This window comes from Nocardia carnea, from assembly GCF_029868325.1.
GTDB classification, from domain to species: Bacteria; Actinomycetota; Actinomycetes; order Mycobacteriales; family Mycobacteriaceae; genus Nocardia; species Nocardia carnea_C.
The window spans coordinates 35,538-53,434 of sequence record NZ_JARWNW010000312.1; the positions used below are offsets into that span (position 1 = coordinate 35,538).

Below are 17,897 nucleotides of genomic sequence, written 5' to 3' on the forward strand. Positions count from 1 at the left end.
AGTTTCTATGAACGGTCAATGGTGTTGCGGCCGGTGCCCGCCCGCCGCCGCGGTGACCGCATCGGCCGCGGCCACCAGTGCGGCGCCGCGGCGGGCGATCTCGGCGCCGGTGATCGAGGTGCCCACGTACATGGTGAGCACCAGTTGCTGGCGGCCGTCGGCGTCGTAGGTCGGCGCGGCCAGCAGGCTCACCGGATGCTCCTTCCGCGGCCGCAGATCGGCGCCCAGATACACCCGCTCGCCGAGTGTGGTCACCAGTTCCGCGACGGCGGTGCGCAGCTCATCGGGCATTTCGTGGCCACCGACGCCGGCCAGCATGGAATACAGCTGCCGGCCCGCGCCGGTCATGCTCTCCACCAGGTAGCCGCGCTCCCGGCACTCCGCGACGAGGCGGCGCAGCCGGGTCTCGTCCTGGTTCAGCGGGACCGTCGGCGGGGTCGCCAGCCAGGCGTCGAAGGCGGCGTCGGTATCCCACAGCACGTACATGAGGCCGACCGGCGGCGCGAAACGGTAGGTCGCCCCGACTCGCACCATGGCCGGGCCCGCACTGTCCAGGACGCTGATCCGTTCACCGGCCACGGCGGACGCAGTGCAGGTGGTGCCGTATTTCGCGCTGAGGCGTGCCAGTTCCGGGTGGGCGAGGCCGGCGATGGCGAAACTGTCCTGGGCGACCCGGCCCGCGGCGATCAGTGCGGGGCCGGGGCCGTAGTCGCGGGTGCGCGGATCGCGGGTGAGGTAGCCGGCGGCGGTGAGTTCGGTGAGGATGCCCAGGCAGGTGGGTTTGGCCAGGTCCAGGTCGCGCGCTATTTCCGACAGTCCGGCCCGGCGGCCCCGTCGTGCGGTGAGGTAGTCGATCACCTGGATCACGCGCAGCGTGGGTGCGGATCGCCGACCCACCTCGCGCACCTCCGCCGAGCCCGCTGCCATTGACCACTCCTAGAACAGGTTCTAATCTCTTTGACATCAGAATGTACCAGGGTGGTACATATATGGAACACCGGGAGTATCGTGCTCACTCAGCCGTTCGCGGACGCGATCGCCGCCGCCGAGGAAATCATCAAGGGCGCCCCCCATATCCGCACCGAACAGGATCTGGCCGAGGGCTACGACTACCTGGGTGCAAGTATCCGGGCCGCCATCCAGATGTCGTGGGCCTTCGAGCGGGACCACCCGTACTTCGTGACCTCCACCGGTCCCTACACGAAGATGGGCCTGGACAACCCGGACACCCTCTACTGGCACGCCAACCTGCGCCCCGACGCCGAATACGTGGTCACCGGCACCCGGGGCACCACCCGCGACCTCAGCTTCCAAGTGCTCAACGGCAATTACTCGCCGACCGAGGTGCCCGGCGGGGAAACCGCCTTCGACGACCGCTCCATCGATATCGCGGCCGACGGCACCTATGAACTGACGGTGGGACCCGGCGCCGGCGGCCGCAACCATATCCAGCTCGCCGCCGATTCGACCATGCTCGCGGTGCGCGAGGTCTACGGCGACTGGGCGAACGAGAAGGCCGGTACCGTCCGGATCCGCCGGGTCGACACCGCCGGTACGGCGCCACCGGCGGTCACCACCGATCTGATGGCCAAACGGTACGAAGTCGCCGGCAAGATGCTGGTCTCCCGGCTGAAAACCTTCCTCGCCTTCCCCGAGTGGTTCTATCTGAACCTGCCGGTCAACACCATGACCGAACCGCGGCGCACCCCCGGCGGGCTGTCCACGCAGTTCTCCTCGGTCGGACACTACGACCTCACCGACGACCAGGTCATGATCCTGACCGTGCCGAAATCCGACGCCCCCTATCAGGGGTTCCAGCTCGGAAGCATGTGGTACCTGTCGCTGGACTACATCAACCATCAGACCAGCCTCAACGCCGACCAGGCGAAGGTGGACCCGGACGGCATGATCCGGCTGGTGATCAGCGAACGCGACCCCGGCCTGGTCAACTGGATCGAACGCACCGGTCACGACCGCGCCTACCTGCAGTTCCGCTGGCAGCGCCTGTCCCGGGAACTGAAACCCGAAGACGGGCCGACGGTGGAACTGGTGTCCTTCGACGAACTGCCGGACCGGCTGCCCTACTACCAGGAAGCCCGGATCACCCCGCAGGACTGGAAGGTGCGTATCGCCGCCCGGCAGGCCGCGGTGGCGGAAAGGATGCTGGGCTGATGCTCTTGCGGGACAAAGTGGTGGTCGTCTCGGGAATCGGCCCCGGGCTCGGCCAGGCCATCGCGGTGCAGAGTGCGAAGGCCGGCGCGAAGGTGGTGCTCGCCTCGCGTACCGAGAAACGGCTGCGTAAGGTTGCCGCCGAAATCGAGGAACTGGGCGGTCGCGCACTGGTGGTGCCCACCGATATCACCGACGACGCCGCGGCGCAGGAACTCGTGCGCGCCACCGAGGAGGAATTCGGGCGGGTCGACGCACTGGTGAACAACGCCTTCGCCATGCCGCCCATGGCCGACCTCGCCGATGTGGCGATCGATGATCTGCGCGCCAGTTTCGAAACCAACGTCTTCGCCGCCCTGCGCCTGACCCGCCTGTTCGCGCCGGCGCTCGCCGAACGCAACGGGTCGGTGGTGATGATCAACTCGGCCGTCCTGCGGCACTCCCGGCAACCCTACGGCCCGTACAAGATGGCCAAGACCACGCTGCTGGCGCTGGCGCAGAGCCTGGCCACCGAACTGGGACCGCGCGGTATCCGGGTGAATTCGGTGGCGCCGGGCTGGATCTGGGCCGACACCCTCAAATGGTATTTCGACTACCTGGCCAAGGAACGCGGGATCACGGCCGACGAGGTCTACACGGAAACCGCGGCCGATATCGATCTGCGCCGGCTGCCCGAACCCGACGAGATCGCCGATGCCGTCCTCTTCTTCGCCTCCGAGATGTCCCGGGCGATCACCGGGACCTGTCTGGACGTGAACTGCGGCGAATTCCACCACTGAGGAGAAAACAGAAATGATCGGCAGGGAAGACGTCGGCACGATCGACGATCTGCACGCCTCCGCCACCAAGGTGATCGGCCTGGACGATTTCGGCGCCGACGACTACCGCACCGGACTGTCGGTGCTGCTGGAATCGTTCGAACGCGACGCCGAACTCACCCCGTTCGGCAACAAGGTCAACCGGGCGTTCCTGCGCGGCGCCCTCATCGCCCGGGCGCTGAGCGAAGCCGGCTGGAAACAGTATCCGCAGCATGCCGAGGTAGGAATCGAACGCCCGATCTTCGTCACCGGGCTACCGCGCTCGGGGACGACGGCCGTGCACCGCCTGCTCACCGCCGACCCCGGCCATCAGGGCCTGGAGATGTGGCTGACCGAGATGCCGCAGCCGCGTCCGCCGCGCGAGACCTGGGAGCAGAACCCGGTGTTCCAGCAGCTCCAGGCTGCCTACGAGAAACATCACGTGGAGCATCCGGAATTCATGGGCGTGCACCATATCTCGGCCGACCAGGTGGAGGAGTGCTGGCAACTGCTGCGGCAGTCGGCGATGTCGATCTCCTACGAATGCCTGGCCTACCTGCCGCGCTACTCCGAATGGCTACGCGACCAGGACTGGACCACGGCCTACCAACGCCACCGCCGCAATCTGCAGCTGATCGGGCTCAACGATCCGGATCGCCGGTGGGTGCTGAAGAACCCGAGCCACCTGTTCGCGCTCGACGCCCTGCTCGCCGTATACCCCGACGCACTGATCATCCAGATGCACCGGCAGCCGCGCACCATCGTGGCGTCGGTGTGCAGCCTGAACGAGCAGGCCACGGACGGCTGGTCGGAGAAGTTCCGCGGTCCGGTGGTGGGGGAGGCGCAGCTGGAGCTGTGGTCCCGCGGCGCACGGACCTTCCTCGCCGATCGCGCGAAGTACCCTGCCGCGCAGTTCTGCGATGTGTACTACGAGGATTTCGTCACCGATCCGATCGCCACCGTCGAGCGCGTCTATGACCACTTCGGGATCGAATTCACCGAGGCGGCACGCACCCGGATGGCCGGCCTGCACAGCGAATCCACTTCGGGCGCGGCCCGTCCCGCGCACAAGTACTCACTGGCCGATTTCGGTCTCACCGCCGAGCAGGTCGACGAAGCGTTCGCTCCGTACCTCGCCGAGCACTATCCGGGCGGTAACCGTAAGTAGCCGCGCACCGAAAACCGGCGGTTATTGCTGCGCCACCAGATAGCGGTCCCAGATCTGCGTTTTGCGGTTGGGGGCCGTCGCCGTCGGCGTCGTACTGGGATTCGTCGAACCGAACCCAGTACACCAGTTCCCCGGGCCGGGCACTCGACAGGGTGACCGGCGCCGGCGGTTCGGGTGAATAGTCGACGCTCCCGAAGAACTCCGCACGCCACGGACCCGCCCACTCGGGGTCGTGGATCACCTTGACGCGGGTCCCCGCCGGAAGGGCGGTACCGGACGGGTCGGTTGCCCCGGTCATCGGCTTGCGACCGCGGGTCCTTCAACCGGACATCGGTCACGACATCGCCGTATTCCGCATTCTCCTCGACCGAGTTCATCGCCCCGGCCTCCTCCCGGCTGCCGGGTGCCGTGCGGCCGGTGGACGCCTTCGGCTTGTTCTGCAGATCGTCGGGTTTTCCGATGGTCCACCGGTGGAGTACCTGGCCACGGAGGTGTGGGGCTGCCTCTGCGCAGCCGAGTTTCAGGGCTGGCCGGGTTTCAGCACGATGAACAGGCCGTGGGCTTCGGCGCAGAGCAGGTCACCGTCGTGCAGGGTGGCCTTGATCCACACCTTGCGGCCCTCCCGGCGTTCACCCCAGGCACGTAGTTGCAGTTCCTTGTTCAGCGGTGTGATCGCCCGGTAGTCGACGGTGAGCGAGGCCGTCCGGGTGACCGACCCGGAATACAGGGAACCGGCCAGCCCCATCAGATCGTCGAAACCCAGTGAGACGTACCCGCCGTGTGCCGCCGCGTTCCCGCCGAGATGGAAGGTGCGGTAGGTGATCCGGGCCTCGACGCCGTCCGGTTTCGCGCGATCCACCCAGTAGGGCGGCAGGGTCACATTGCCCCGGGACGGCAGATCGAACCGGGTCCAGCCGGGCGCGTCCCATTCCTCGTGCACGTGGGCGCCGAGCCGGTCGTTGAGTTTCTCCAGGATCCCGGTCGCTTCCTGCACCAGATCGTCGGGCGGTACCGCCAGCCGCGCCCGGTCCATGAGCGTCCGGACCTGTTCGACGAAATCACCGTAATGGGGTCCGCCGCGGCTGGTGTCCACCGACCGGATCTGATTCATCAGCTCCGACATCGGCCGGAATCCGCCTTCGTGATGCTCCGCGCTGGGGAGTGCGTTCCCGGCCTCGTCTTCGCTCATGAGAACACGTTATCGTTCGGGTCCGGGGGCGCGGCCGGGCGGGGCACTCTCGCGCGCCCGCGCACCGGCCGTCCCGGCGCTGCTCGCGCCGCGTAGGCTGCCCGGCAACGGCTGTCCGGCGGTACCTTTTCGCCCGGCGGCCGGTGCCTGTTCGTGGGAGGATTTCCGGACGGGGTGATACGCACGCGGGGCGGTCGGCTCGGGCCGCCGGGAGGACGACAGATGCCGACGACGCCACTGACCCAGCAAAACTTCCAGACGGTCGTGGCCACCAACCATATTGTGCTGGTGGATTTCTGGGCTACCTGGTGTGGTTGGTGCACCCGCTTCGCGCCGGTCTACGAGGCCTCCTCCGAAACGCATCGCGATATCGTGCACGCCACGGTCGAGGCCGAGGCCGAACCCGCGCTGGCGGCGGCGGGGCAGGTCGACCGCTACCCGTGGATCATGGGCTTCCGCGAGGGCCTGCTGGTGTATTCGAAGGCCGGATTCCTGCCCGCCGAGCAGCTCGAGGAACTGGTCCAGCAGATCCGGTGGATGGATATGGCGGCCTTCCGGCGCGAACACGGACAGCCGTCCCGCGAGCCGGCGGCGCCCGCGGAACCCGCGACCGGCCGGGCCGGGCCCGCACCAGGGCCACAGTCCTACGGCTGGCCCGGTCTGCGGCCGGCGTGAACGGCGCACTCGAACCGGGCGCGGTATTCGCCGGCTACCGCATCGAACGGCTCCTCGGCACGGGCGGTATGGGCCAGGTCTATCTGGCCCGCGACCGCGACCTACCGCGTCCGGTCGCCCTGAAACTGCTGAACCCGACGGCCGGCGACGGGCGGGAGGTCCGGGCCCGGTTCCTGCGCGAGGCCGATACCGTGGCGCGGCTCGCCCACCCGAATATCGTCGCCGTCTACGCCCGCGGGGAAGAACAGAACCGCCTCTGGATGGCGATGCAGTACATCGAGGGCACCGATGTCGCGGCGGTTCTGCGCGACGGGCCCGTCCGGCCCGACCACGCGGTACGGATCACCGAGGAAACCGCGCGGGCCCTCGACCACGCACATACCGCCGGGATCCTGCACCGCGATGTGAAACCCGCGAACATCCTGCTGGCCTGGGGCGAGCACCAGCGGGTGTACCTCTCCGATTTCGGTATCGCCAAGGCACTCGACCGTTCCGACGGGCTCACCCGCACCGGTGAGCTGTACGCGAGTTTCCACTACGCCGCGCCCGAATACTTCGAGATGCGGCCCGATATCGACCGCCGCGCCGACGTGTACTCGCTGGGCTGCACGCTGTACTACCTGCTGACCGGCCGGTTACCGTACCCGGCGACCACCACCGGCGCGCTGATCAACGCCCATCTCAATGCCCCGGTGCCGCGGCCGTCGGAGGCCGATCCGCGGGTGCCGCGCGGATTCGACGGCGTGATCGCCAAGGCCATGGCAAAGAACCCCTACGAGCGGTTCGCGAGCTGCGGTGAACTGGCGCTGGCCGCACACCGGGCGCTCACCGAGCCCGCGGTCACCATGCCGGCGCCCCTGCTCGTACCGCCGGTCGCGCAGTCCGCGCCGCCTCCGCCGGCCCGGTCGCCGCGCCGCCGCAGGCGGATACTGACAGCGCTCGCCGCCGCGGTCGCGCTGGCGGTATTCGGTACGGCCGCCTGGTTCACCGGTATATGGCGCACCGGGTCCGCTGGCTCGGACGGCCCACCGGCACCGCCCGCGAATGCGAAAGCCGCTGCCGAACAGGCCGCCTGCGCGTACACGACCCTGGTCGGCACGTACGACTACGCGGACCCGGCGGGCTGGGAACAGCAAGTGCAGGCCGGCGCCACCGGGCAGTGGAAGGGCCAGGCCGAAACCGTCCTGCCGATGGCCCGGGTCCTGATCTCCGCCGATCCCGAGCGGTCCCGGGTCGAGAAGGCCACCTGCACGGCGACGATGAGCGCCGGCGATACCCGCGCCGAGGTCCAGGTGCAGCTCACCACCCTCAACGCCGAACCCGGCGCCGCCGAGACACCACGGGAACTGTCGGTATCCACCGTGATGGAACTCGTCGACGGCCGATGGCTGTGCAGCGTGTTCAACGCGCCGTTCATGCCGGGATGATGTGCTGTGAGGGTTTGCACACCGCCGGAACGGGGCATCGTCGATAGCGTCCGGTTCGCTACGCATAAGCTGGCCGGGCTGCACGATGGAGGTAAGTCTTGACGGTCGAGGTACTGGCCGACCCGGAACCGGGCGGGGCGTGGCAGGGCGGGCAACAGCCGGTCCGGCCGGCTCCACCGGTATCGATGATCGAGCGGATGACATTGATCCTGGACGCGTTCGCGCCCGCCACACCGGTACTCACGCTGCAAGACCTGGTGGAGCGCACCGGTCTGCCCCGGTCCACGGTGCACCGCATCCTGGACCAGATGATCCGCTTACGCTGGCTGGCGCATTCGCCCGGCGGCTACCGCCTTGGCCTGCGGACCCTGGAACTGGGCGGACTGGCGGCCGGGCACAACGAACTGCGCGCGGTGATCGGCCCGCTACTGCACGAACTGTGCCAGCGGACCGCCTCGGTGGGACATCTCGGCGTCCTGGACGGCCGCGACGTGGTGTACCTGGACAAAACCGGTGGCCGCAACAGTGCCACGGTCCCCACCCGGGTCGGCGGGCGGTTGCCGGCGCACAGCACCGCCCTCGGTAAAGCGTTACTGGCCGGCCTGGACCCCGGTGTCGTGGAAACATCGCTGCGCGAACAGCTTCCCCGGCTCACCGCACGCACGATCGGTGACCGGCTGGAACTGCACCGGGAACTGGCCCGGATCCGCAGCCGCCAGGGAGTCGCGGTGGACAACGAGGAAGCGGTCACCGGAATCGGCTGCGTAGCAGTACCCGTCCGACGCCGCGGTGTCGCGGTGGCCGCGCTGTCCCTGTCCACCCGGATCGGCGCCGGCCGCCCCATCGTCGACACCGCTCTACAGGCCCGGCAACTCGGTGCGCTGGCGGCCGAAGCAGGCCGCCTGCTCTCCCGCGACTGAAGCCGCGGTAGCCGTGCGGAACAGTCGCCGCCCGCGCGTACTCATGGCACGTGGGCACCCAACGGCGGTTTCTCCGCGGCCGTTCGACGCGGCCGGCCGCAGGACGCTCAGCCGGTCCGCGCGACGGCTGGGAACTCTTCGATGAGGCGCACGCAGCATTGACGGCAGCTCGACGATCCGAAGAGGCCCCGGGCCGAAATGGTTCGTGGTGACGGCCGGGTCACGATTTTGTCAGCGACCGCGCGAGCGCACGGCCCGCGGCGCGGCCGGAGAAAATGCAGCCGCCGAGGAACGTCCCTTCCAGCGCATTGTAGCCGTGCAGGCCGCCGCCGCCGAACCCGGCGACCTCACCCGCGGCGTACAACCCGGGGAAGGGGGTGCCGTCGGAGCGCATCACCCGGGAGTCCAGATCGGTTTGCAGGCCGCCCAGCGTTTTGCGGGTGAGGACATTCAGCCGGACCGCGATGAGCGGCCCCGCCGCCGGATCGAGGATCCGGTGCGGTTTCGCGACGCGGGCGGTCTTGTCGCCGAAGTAGGTGCGCGCGTTGTGGATCGCGCTCATCTGGGCGTCTTTGGTGAACTTGTTGGTGATCTCCCGGTCGCGTGCGACGATCTGGCGTTCCATATCCGCATAGTCGAGTTGCGGGCCACGGGCGATCCCGTTCATACCGTCCACCAGTTCGCGGAGGGTATCGGCGACCACGAAATCGACGCCGTGTTCCTTGAACGCCTCTACGGGGGCGGGCGCGCCCTTGGTGAACCTGCTGCGTACGGTGGTGAGCCGGTCTTTGCTGGTGATATCGGGGTTCTGCTCCGACCCCGAGAGCGCGAACTCCTTCTCGATGATCGCCTGGGTCAGTACGAACCACGAATAGTCGTGGCCGGTCGACAGAATGGCCTTCATCGTGGTGTTGGTATCGAAACCGGGGAAACACGGCGCGGGCAGTCGTTTACCGTTCGCGTCGAACCACAGCGACGATGGCCCGGGAATGATGCGGATCGCATGGTCGGGCCAGATCGGGTCCCAGTTGTTGATGCCCTCGGTGTAGTGCCACATGCGGTCCCGGTTCACCAGGGCGGCGCCCGCGGATTCGGCGATACCGAGCATCCGGCCGTCCACATGTGCGGGCACCCCGGAGATCATGGTGCGCGGCGCGGGGCCCAGCCGGTCGACCGGCCAGTTGCGCCGGATGAGATCGTGATTGTGACCGATACCGCCGGTGGTGACCACGACCGCGCCGGACCGGAATTCGAAATCGTCCACCACGGTGCGCGATGTGGCGACCCCGCGGGGTAGCTCCGTGGGTTCCAGCACACTGCCACGGACTCCGGTGACCGCGCCGTCGTCGACGAGCAGGTCGTCGACGCGATGCCGGAACGCGAACCGCACCAGGCCGTTGCGCTCGGCTTCCAGGACCGGGTTCAGGAAGATCTCGAGGATCCCGGGCCCCGTGCCCCAGGAGATATGGAACCGCGGCACCGAATTGCCGTGGCCGTCGGCGAGGGCTCCGCCCCGTTCGGCCCAGCCGACCAGCGGCGTGACCCGCAGGCCGAGGTCGTAGAGGTAGTCGCGTTTCTCGGTGGCCGCGAACTGCACGTAGGCCTGCGCCCACTGCCGGGCCCAGTGGTCCTCGTCGTCCCGGTCGAATCCGGCCGAACCCAGCCAGTCCTGCAGGGCCAGTTCATACGAGTCGTGGATGCCGAGCCGGCGCTGTTCCGGGCTGTCGACGAAGAACAGCCCGCCCAGCGACCAGAACGCCTGCCCGCCCAGATTGTTGCGGTTCTCCTGGTCGACGACGAGAACGCGATGCCCGGCCCTGGTCAGTTCGTAAGTGGCGACGAGACCGGCCAATCCGGCACCGACGACGATCACGGGATATTCGCCGGATACCCGGTCACCGGGAGAGGTTTCGGACACGGTTCACCCTTCGCTCACGGTAGTTACCGGCGGGAAACTTATCAGACCCGCGGGATCGCCGACGGGGGTTCAGCCGGGCTGCCTGGCCGCGAATTCCCCGGCCAGTTCGGTGAACACCGCGCGGTTCAGGACGAAGGCCTGTTTCCCCTCGTCCAGAATGCGGCGCTGTTCGAGTTCGTCGGCGCCGATACGGTCGAGCAGGGCGCGGTATTCCCGTTTGAACGCCGCCGGATTACCGATGCCGTCGAAAACGTAGAAGCGCACGCCATCCCCGCGATGCGGCAGATTCCAGAGCTTCTCGGCATGTCCGCGGATCACCTGCCCGCCGGACAGATCGCCCAGATACCGCGTGTAGTGATGGGCGATATAGCCGCCCGGCCAGGTGCGGGCGCATTCCTCGATCCGCGCGGCGTAGGCGGCGGTGGCGGGGAGCGGGTCCAGCAGTTCGCGCCAGCCGGGCCCGGCCAGATGCGCCAGATCGCGTTCCAGCTCCGCTGTACGCGCGAGTTCCGGTTTGATGAACGGGCCCGCCACCGGGTCGTCCGCGAGGGCGGCGGTGTGCTCCTCCAGCGCCCGGTAGATGAACCAGAGCTGCACGGTGTAGTGGCGGTAGGACTCGATGCCGAGTACGCCGGCGAGCATCTCGGCGATGAAGGTGGAATTCTCCGCCTCCTCGTGTTCGCGCGCGGTGGCCTCCCGGATCCGGGTGGAGAAGGGGGCGGCCGGGTCGGCGGTTTCGGTGGTCTCCGGCATACAACAAACCCTTCCTGCGAACACGGCGGCCGATCGCCGCACCGTTACCCGGCCGCGGGCGGCGTGGCATGTCACCACGCCGCCGCCGACAGCCGGCAACCCGACGATACCGGGCGCACATCACCTGTGGGGATGTCCCTCAGCCGGCGTCGGAACGCCGGGATGCCGGTAGCGGCTCGGTCGGGACCGGGCCGGATTCGCCCGCACCCACACCGACCGGCTCGGCCGTGGCACCGACGCCGACCGGCTCGGGCGGGGTGAACGGTATCGCTGCGGTGGGCAGCATATCCTCGGCCATGCCCAGTGCGGCAGTGGGCAGGGACAGCAGATCCGCGGGCAGAACCGGCATCTCACGCATCTCCGGTGCGGCGGCCGTGCCCGGGGCATCGGACAGGTCGCGCGGCTGCGCCGAGACGGCCGAACTCAACGGTGCCGGGTCCAGGTCGCGGGTCCACACGTGGTGGTCCACACCGGATACCGTGGCCCGTCCCCGCGGGGACGCTACCGGCGTCTGCGGTGCGGTCGGCCGCGGTACAGGCGGTGTGGTGGGCCGCGGGGCCTGCGCTGCTGCCGGAAGAGGTGCCTGCGGCAGTTGTCCCGCGACCGGGAACCCCACCGGCATATCCGGTGATGCCATCACCGCGGCGGGCGCGGCGCCGAGCACCGGGCCGTGCGCGTGGCCCAGCGGCGTGGCCCGCCGCTTGCCCAGGTTCACCGAGTACAGGCGTTTGGCCAGGTTCACCGACGGCAGCCGCTTGCGGGTGACCACGACCACCGGGCGCCGCAGGGCGCCGAACTTGCGCAGGATCGGCGGGCGGCGCACGGTCCGGTCGAACCATTCACCGAGGGTCACCCCACCGGCCAGCGCGCAGCCGATACCGAACGCGGCCAGCAGCTGATCCGCGCCGCGGGTGATCTCGTCGTTGAGCATGCCGTACAGGCCGCGGTAGATGCTGAGGCCCGGCAGCAGCGGGGTGATGCCGGCCAGCGCTACGACCAGCGGCGGCGTCAGTGCCCGCCGGGCGAGCAGACCACCGACCATACCGATTACCACGGCCGCCGCCCCTGCGGCGAGCACCGGCCCGAAGCCGGCCGCCATCACCAGCAGGTAGCAGATGGTGCCCATGGCACCGCTGCCGGCGGCCGCGGCCAACGCCCGTTTCTCCGCGTAGCAGGCGAGGCAGAAGGCCAGCGCTGCGGTGGCTCCCGCCAAGACCTGAACGGGCAGGTTGGTCAGCGCGTGGCCGGGACCGAGATCCAAGGGCACCGTCGCGTCGAACATCTCGCCTACCCGCAGGGTGAGTGCGATACCGGCAATGATGCCGCCGGTCATCATCAGCAGTTCGAGCATCCGCGCGCCTGCGGTGATCGGCGCCCCGGTGATCGCGTCCTGTACCGAGCCCACCAGGCTCAGCCCACTGAGCAGCACCGTGATCCCGGCCGCGATGATCAGCGTCGGGCTCACCGAGATACCCAGCGGTTCGGCGACGGCGGCAAGCACCACCGCCGGTGTGGCCGCGATGGCGCCGCCCACCAGATGCTGGAAGAAGAACGGCAGCCCGTACCGGTTCAATGCACGGTTGGTCCGGTCGATCAGGGCGGTGGTGATGAAGCTCAGTGCGACGATGAGGATCCCGCCGCCGAGCAGCAGTGAGATCGCCGCGGCCATCAGCGACCAGCCGAAGGTTGCCGTCCACCGCTTGTAGGGGTGCGGTGCCGAGGTGATGGCGTCGAGGGCGGCGCGTGCCTCGTGCGGCGGCACGATTTCGCGCCGGATCCGGCGGGTGAGCCGGTCCACCGCGGCCAACCGGGTGAAGTCCAGTGAGCGGTACTGCACCACCCGCATCGAACTGACCGGCGGCAGCCGCCGGCCGCGATGCACCGAGATACGGATGGCGTTGTAGGTGACCTCGACATCGCACTCCGACAGACCGTAGGTGGCGACGATGAAGCGCACCGTGGTCTCGGTATCGGTGACGGCGGAGCCGGAAGCCAGCACCACTTCGCCCATCCGGATCGCCAGATCCATCACCTCGGCCACCGTGGCGTCGTCGGTGAGGTCGATCGGCTGCAGCGGGGCGGGTGCGGAGACGATCGTATCGGCGGTGGCGGGGCGGTCGGCGACCAGTTTCTTGATGGCACCGGTGATCACAGGCAAACGCAGGGGAGTACGCCGATGTTCGGCATAACCCGACGGGTCCGGAGAGATCTGTGGTGGGGAGGTCGCTCCTTCCAGGAATCCTTGCGCAGCCATAGCCGCGAAGGTAGTGGCCGAAGGGGGCTCTTATCCACCGGAAAATAGGTCGGATGAATGTGATCTTCGTTACGTACCGGTTTATTTGAGGTTTGGAATGGAAAAAGGGACGTGTTTGCCCAGCTGAGCGAGTTCTCAACTGTGCGTCGGCCGCCGCCGCGATCGCGTTACGCACACCGTGCCGATACGCCCGGTGCATAGCTTCCGGTCGCGGTGCGGACTTCGGCCGGCCTCGCCCGGCGTTGCCGGCATACCCGCTCACACCTCAACCATGTACTCCGCCGGCACCGCGATCGTGTGCGGTTTGTCGCCGGGCTTCGCCCCACCACGGCCATTAGGGTCGAAGGCATGAGCACCGGCAGCACTGCGACAGCACAACAGTTACGGCAGGCACTGGACGGGCCGTGGAGCGAAGTCCGGGAGGAAGCCCGCACCCAGCTCGCGGACGGGCGGTTCGCCGGTGACCCCGACCTGGATATCCCCGCGGCCCGCGCCCGGGTACTGGACCAGATGCGCGAGATCGCGAAACTCGGCCTCGCCGATCGCGGGTTCCGGCGCGAGCACGGGGGCACCGGTGAGCCCGGCGCCGCCGTGGTCGGATTGGAAATGCTCGCCTATGCCGACCTCTCGCTCTGGGTGAAGTCCGGTGTGCAGTGGGGTCTGTTCGGCGGGGCCGTGGAGAACCTGGGCACCGAACGGCATACCGAATACATCCGGCAACTGATCACGCTGGACCTGCTCGGCTGTTTCGCCATGACCGAATCCGGGCACGGCAGCGATGTCGCGAATCTGGAAACCACCGCCACCTACGATCCGGCCACCGAAGAGTTCGTGATCCACACCCCGACCCCTTCGGCGCGCAAGGACTACATCGGCGGCGCCGCCGAACACGCCCGGATGGCAGCCGTGTTCGCGCAGTTGCGGACACCGGCGGGCGACCACGGGGTGCACTGCCTGCTGGTCCCGATCCGGGACGAACAGGGCAACGATCTGCCCGGCGTCACCACCTCCGACTGCGGTCGCAAAGGTGGCCTTCCGGGTGTGGACAACGGCCGCATCGTTTTCGACCATGTGCGGATCCCGCGGGAGAACCTGCTCAACCGCTACGGCGAAGTCGCCCCGGACGGCACCTACAGCTCCGATATCGACAACCCCAGCCGGCGTTTCTTCACCACCCTCGGCACTCTGGTGCGTGGCCGGGTGAGTGTCGGCGGCGCAGCGGCCGCCGGGGCACGGGTGGCCTTGAGTATCGCGCTGCGCTACGCATTGAAACGCCGCCAGTTCGGCAACCCCGACGACGGCGGCGAAACCCTGCTGCTGGACTACCGGATGCATCAGCGCCGGCTGCTGCCGCTGCTGGCCCGCTCCTACGCACTGGCCTTCGCGCAGAACGATCTGGTCCGCCGGATGCATCTGGTGCAGACCGGCCAGGACATCGACCCGCATTCGCAGCGCGCCCTCGAGAAACGGGCCGCGGGTCTGAAGGTGGCACAGACCCGGCATGCGACCCGCGCCATCCAGGAATGCCGGGAGGCCTGCGGCGGTGCCGGCTATCTCACCGAGAACCGCCTGGTCACGCTGAAGGCCGATACCGATGTGTTCACGACCTTCGAGGGTGACAATGTGGTGCTCACCCAGCTGGTCGCCAAGGAGATCCTCACCGCCTACGCCGACGAGGTGCGCGATCTGGACGCCCTCGGCTGGGTCCGCTTCGCCGCGACCATGGCCGGCGATGTGGTGCGCAAACGCTCCGGTGTGCGCCAGCTGATCCAGACGCTGCGCGATCGCAGCGGCGAAACCGTCGACGAGGGCGATCTCGGCAAACGCGCCACCCAGCTGCAGCTGTTCGCCGACCGCGAGGACTACCTCACCCGCACCGCCGCCCACCGGCTGCGGGCCCGGGCCGAGGAGACCGGTCCCTTCGAGGCGTTCAACAACGCGCAGGACCATATCCTGGCCGCCGGATCCGCCCATATCGAACGGCTGGTCCTCGAGGCGTTCATCGAGGGGATCGCCGATATCGAGGACGAAGAGGCTCGCGCGCTCGCCGAAACCGTCTGCGATCTGTACGTATACACCGTGTTGGAGGAGAACTCGGCCTGGTTCATCATGCACCGTTTCATGTCGGTGGAACGAGCGAAGGCCGTACGGCGCGGGGTGAACGAACTGGTCGACCGCCTCCGCCCGGACGCTCTCACACTGGTGGAAGCACTCGGTGTGCCGGAAGCGATGCTGGATGCCGCGATGCTGGACGACGCCAGCGTCTACGAACGGCAGTAGCGGGCCGGGACCGGCGGTAGAGGTCCCACCGACTGCGCGGTGGTGCGGCCGCGCCGGCACCATCGCCGGACGGGTCCGGGCCGTCTCACACTCGCCCGCTCGCGATCCGGGCGGGGCCGCGCCTGGATCGGCCTGGATACGACCGTGGTCGGCTCACCCCGGCCGTTCATGGGGAGCGGAACCGATGCGTTGGGGATGCGAGGCTCGGAGCCCCGAGGGCAGGTGGCGCGACTGGGCAGCGAAGCCGAATCGGTGCGGCACGCCCTCACTCACCGCGGGTCCTGAAGGTTCGTCGCCTACTGCCCGGCGTGCGGGTGCTGCACCTGTTCTCGATTCGAGGTGAGGCGGCGCGCGACAGCGCGAGCGAGGCCCGGCCACCGGTCGCTGTGTCATGGGTGGGCCGGGGGCGGCGCCCGCCGCGCGGGTCAGCGCGGGCGCGGCCCGAACGTGCGGCGGATCCAGACCGAGACCCAATAGAGGGCGATGGTCAGCGAAATCCCCGCGGCGGCCCCGCCGATGATATCGGTGGCGTGGTGGTAGTCGAGCGCGATCATGCCGGCCGCGCCCGCACACCAGGCGGCGGTGGCGAGCGCGACGATCACCGCCCGGGCCCGCGCGGAGCGCAGCAGCAGGACCAATGCCGTGATCACCGATACGAGATGTACGGTGTGGCCGCTCGGATACGCGAGATAGTCGTGCAGCGGCCGCCCCCACCAGGGTTTCAGCGCCCAGGTGTTGACGGCCACCGCGACCTCCGGCGCCAGGACCACGGTCGCCGTCTCCCACCACCGGCGTTGCCAGGCGAACCACACGGCGCTGCCGCAGAGCAATGCGAGTACGACTCCGGTGTTGGTCGCCAGCGCGAGGACCTCGGCCACCCACGGCCGCGGATCCAGCCGGGGATCCACGCGCGCCCCGACAGCCAGATCGAAGCTGGTCGCCCCACCACCCGGCGGGAAAGACCACGGTAACGCCGCGGCCACCGCTGCCGCGGTCGCCGCGATCGTTCCCGTGATTGCGGGACCGGCGGCCTCCGGGACCGGGACGGCACCCGGATACGGGTGCGCCGGTCGGTTCCCGCGGGCGGGTGAGAGATATGCCGGTGGATCCGGTCGGTGCCCGGCCGGGCGGTGATTGTCTCCGGTAGGCCGGTCCGCGGGACACGGGTTCGGCGCGCCGGGTGCGGTGCTCACGAGCCGACCCTATCCATGGCAGGCGGTCACGAGGTAATCCGGCGGTTCGGCGGAAGCGATGCCGGGCCGCACGGTCTTGGCCTTATCGCCCGGATTCATCCGAGGCGCAGGCGACCGTGGCGCGCATAATGCGAACGTCCGCCGATCGCGCCGGCCCGGACGGCGCCGGTACGCCACACGAACCACACAACGCGCGGCCGAACCCGTGCGCCGTCGGCTCGGCCGGCGGGACCTGCTCAGCCGGGGCCATAGGTTATGAAGGCCGTGATCACGAACCACACGAACCAGGCAACGGCGACGAAGATGCCGAGCGCGTAGACCGCGCGCATGACCGCCCGCCCGAAATCGATATCACCGGCTTCCCGGGGGTACAGTCGCCACGGGCTGAACCAGGGCGCCCGGAACCGCCGCCCGCCGGCCATGCGTTCGAGTTCGGCGAGATCCTCGGCGTACTGTTCGGCATCCGCCTGGGCCGGACTGCCGTGCCACAGCGTGACATCGACCGGGCCCAGGAAGCCCTCCTCGATCAGTAGCTGGGGAGCCGGCAGGTACGCCAGGATGCCCAGGCCGCGGAAGGCGGTCGCCACATCGTTGGCGGTCCAGCGGTGTGATTCCCGCTGGGCGAGGACACCGAAGTAGTGGCGGAGCTGTTCGGCGTCGTCGCCGACGATCACATCGAAACTCGGGTCGTGCACCTTCTGGTCGATCTGCACCGGGACCCGCTGGAACGGCACGATCAGGGCCACACCGTGGACCATGCGCTGCCCCAGCCCGCGGGCGGCCAGCCAGCTCTGCAGGGCGAAGGTGTGTTCGCGGGACCGCTCCAGCAGCGACCGGTCGTCGGCGGCCTCCAGCTGGGCCCGCACGCCGTTGAGCGTCGACCTGCCGGTGAGCGGTACATGCAACGTGCCGCCGTGATCACTGCGCAAACCGGCCACGTCGATGACGACGCAGCTCGTCGGCGTCCACACCACGGCGTCGAAATGGTAGGTGGCGCCGTCGTACAGGAGGTCGCAGTTGACCGTGGCGACTCCGTGCGGACTGTCGGCCGTGCCCCAGCCGCTGAGCCAATCGATCAGGGACCGCTCGGCAAAACTGTCGGTGCTGTCCTGAACCTGCACGAGCATGGTGACCGCCCTTCGCGTCCGAACCGA

The 17,897-nt window shown here is 68.8% G+C and carries 14 protein-coding genes; 7 read left to right on the top strand and 7 right to left on the bottom strand.

Features of this window, described 5'->3' with window-relative positions; translation table 11 throughout:
- Positions 1 to 15: 15 nt before the first annotated feature.
- Positions 16 to 927: a helix-turn-helix domain-containing protein gene (locus QH196_RS30795; RefSeq protein ID WP_280419366.1), complete on the bottom strand. Its 912-nt coding sequence runs from the start codon at positions 925 to 927 to the stop codon at positions 16 to 18.
- A gap of 81 nt (positions 928 to 1,008) precedes the next feature.
- On the opposite strand from QH196_RS30795, the gene QH196_RS30800 reads away from it, so the two are divergent.
- From QH196_RS30800 to QH196_RS30810, 3 genes are read left to right on the top strand one after another with little or no spacing between them, the layout of a single operon-like run.
- Positions 1,009 to 2,172, top strand: a complete 1,164-nt coding sequence (locus tag QH196_RS30800) for a hypothetical protein (RefSeq protein ID WP_280419386.1) — start codon at positions 1,009 to 1,011, stop codon at positions 2,170 to 2,172.
- Complete coding sequence (locus tag QH196_RS30805) at positions 2,172 to 2,948, top strand: SDR family oxidoreductase (RefSeq protein ID WP_280419367.1); 777 nt, start codon at positions 2,172 to 2,174, stop codon at positions 2,946 to 2,948. The genes QH196_RS30800 and QH196_RS30805 overlap by 1 nt, the downstream gene beginning before the upstream one ends.
- Positions 2,949 to 2,961: 13 nt before the next feature.
- Complete coding sequence (locus tag QH196_RS30810) at positions 2,962 to 4,134, top strand: sulfotransferase family protein (protein WP_280419368.1); 1,173 nt, start codon at positions 2,962 to 2,964, stop codon at positions 4,132 to 4,134.
- Positions 4,135 to 4,654: 520 nt separating this feature from the next.
- Here QH196_RS30810 and QH196_RS30815 read toward each other — a convergent pair.
- Positions 4,655 to 5,323 (bottom strand): PaaI family thioesterase, encoded by a 669-nt coding sequence (locus QH196_RS30815; protein ID WP_280419369.1) that lies wholly within the window; start codon positions 5,321 to 5,323, stop codon positions 4,655 to 4,657.
- A gap of 222 nt (positions 5,324 to 5,545) precedes the next feature.
- On the opposite strand from QH196_RS30815, the gene QH196_RS30820 reads away from it, so the two are divergent.
- From QH196_RS30820 to QH196_RS30830, 3 genes are all read left to right on the top strand, one after another.
- Entirely contained in the window at positions 5,546 to 5,998 is a 453-nt protein-coding gene (locus QH196_RS30820; RefSeq protein WP_348538123.1) for a thioredoxin family protein, read from the top strand.
- Entirely contained in the window at positions 5,995 to 7,425 is a 1,431-nt protein-coding gene (locus QH196_RS30825; protein WP_280419370.1) for a serine/threonine-protein kinase, read from the top strand. Before QH196_RS30820 ends, QH196_RS30825 begins: the two co-directional genes overlap by 4 nt.
- 98 nt (positions 7,426 to 7,523) lie before the next feature.
- Complete coding sequence (locus QH196_RS30830; RefSeq protein WP_280419371.1) at positions 7,524 to 8,345, top strand: IclR family transcriptional regulator; 822 nt, start codon at positions 7,524 to 7,526, stop codon at positions 8,343 to 8,345.
- A 220-nt stretch (positions 8,346 to 8,565) separates the two neighbouring features.
- Here QH196_RS30830 and QH196_RS30835 read toward each other — a convergent pair whose 3' ends face one another.
- The 3 genes from QH196_RS30835 to QH196_RS30845 form a co-directional block, all read right to left on the bottom strand.
- Entirely contained in the window at positions 8,566 to 10,263 is a 1,698-nt protein-coding gene (locus tag QH196_RS30835) for an FAD-binding dehydrogenase (protein ID WP_280419372.1), read from the bottom strand.
- A 69-nt stretch (positions 10,264 to 10,332) separates the two neighbouring features.
- Complete coding sequence (locus QH196_RS30840) at positions 10,333 to 11,016, bottom strand: heme oxygenase (biliverdin-producing) (protein ID WP_280419373.1); 684 nt, start codon at positions 11,014 to 11,016, stop codon at positions 10,333 to 10,335.
- Between the two features lie 139 nt (positions 11,017 to 11,155).
- Positions 11,156 to 13,270, bottom strand: coding sequence for a threonine/serine ThrE exporter family protein (locus tag QH196_RS30845; protein WP_280419374.1), 2,115 nt, complete (start codon positions 13,268 to 13,270; stop codon positions 11,156 to 11,158).
- Between the two features lie 348 nt (positions 13,271 to 13,618).
- Between QH196_RS30845 and QH196_RS30850 the strand changes: the two genes are divergently transcribed.
- Positions 13,619 to 15,550, top strand: coding sequence for an acyl-CoA dehydrogenase (locus QH196_RS30850; RefSeq protein ID WP_280419375.1), 1,932 nt, complete (start codon positions 13,619 to 13,621; stop codon positions 15,548 to 15,550).
- 425 nt (positions 15,551 to 15,975) lie between these two features.
- On the opposite strand, the gene QH196_RS30855 is transcribed toward QH196_RS30850, so the two are convergent.
- The gene (locus tag QH196_RS30855; RefSeq protein ID WP_280419376.1) at positions 15,976 to 16,533 is read right to left on the bottom strand and encodes a phosphatase PAP2 family protein; all 558 of its coding nucleotides are present in this window, start codon (positions 16,531 to 16,533) and stop codon (positions 15,976 to 15,978) included.
- A 446-nt stretch (positions 16,534 to 16,979) separates the two neighbouring features.
- Positions 16,980 to 17,870: an NERD domain-containing protein gene (locus QH196_RS30860; protein ID WP_280419377.1), complete on the bottom strand. Its 891-nt coding sequence runs from the start codon at positions 17,868 to 17,870 to the stop codon at positions 16,980 to 16,982.
- Positions 17,871 to 17,897: the final 27 nt, after the last annotated feature.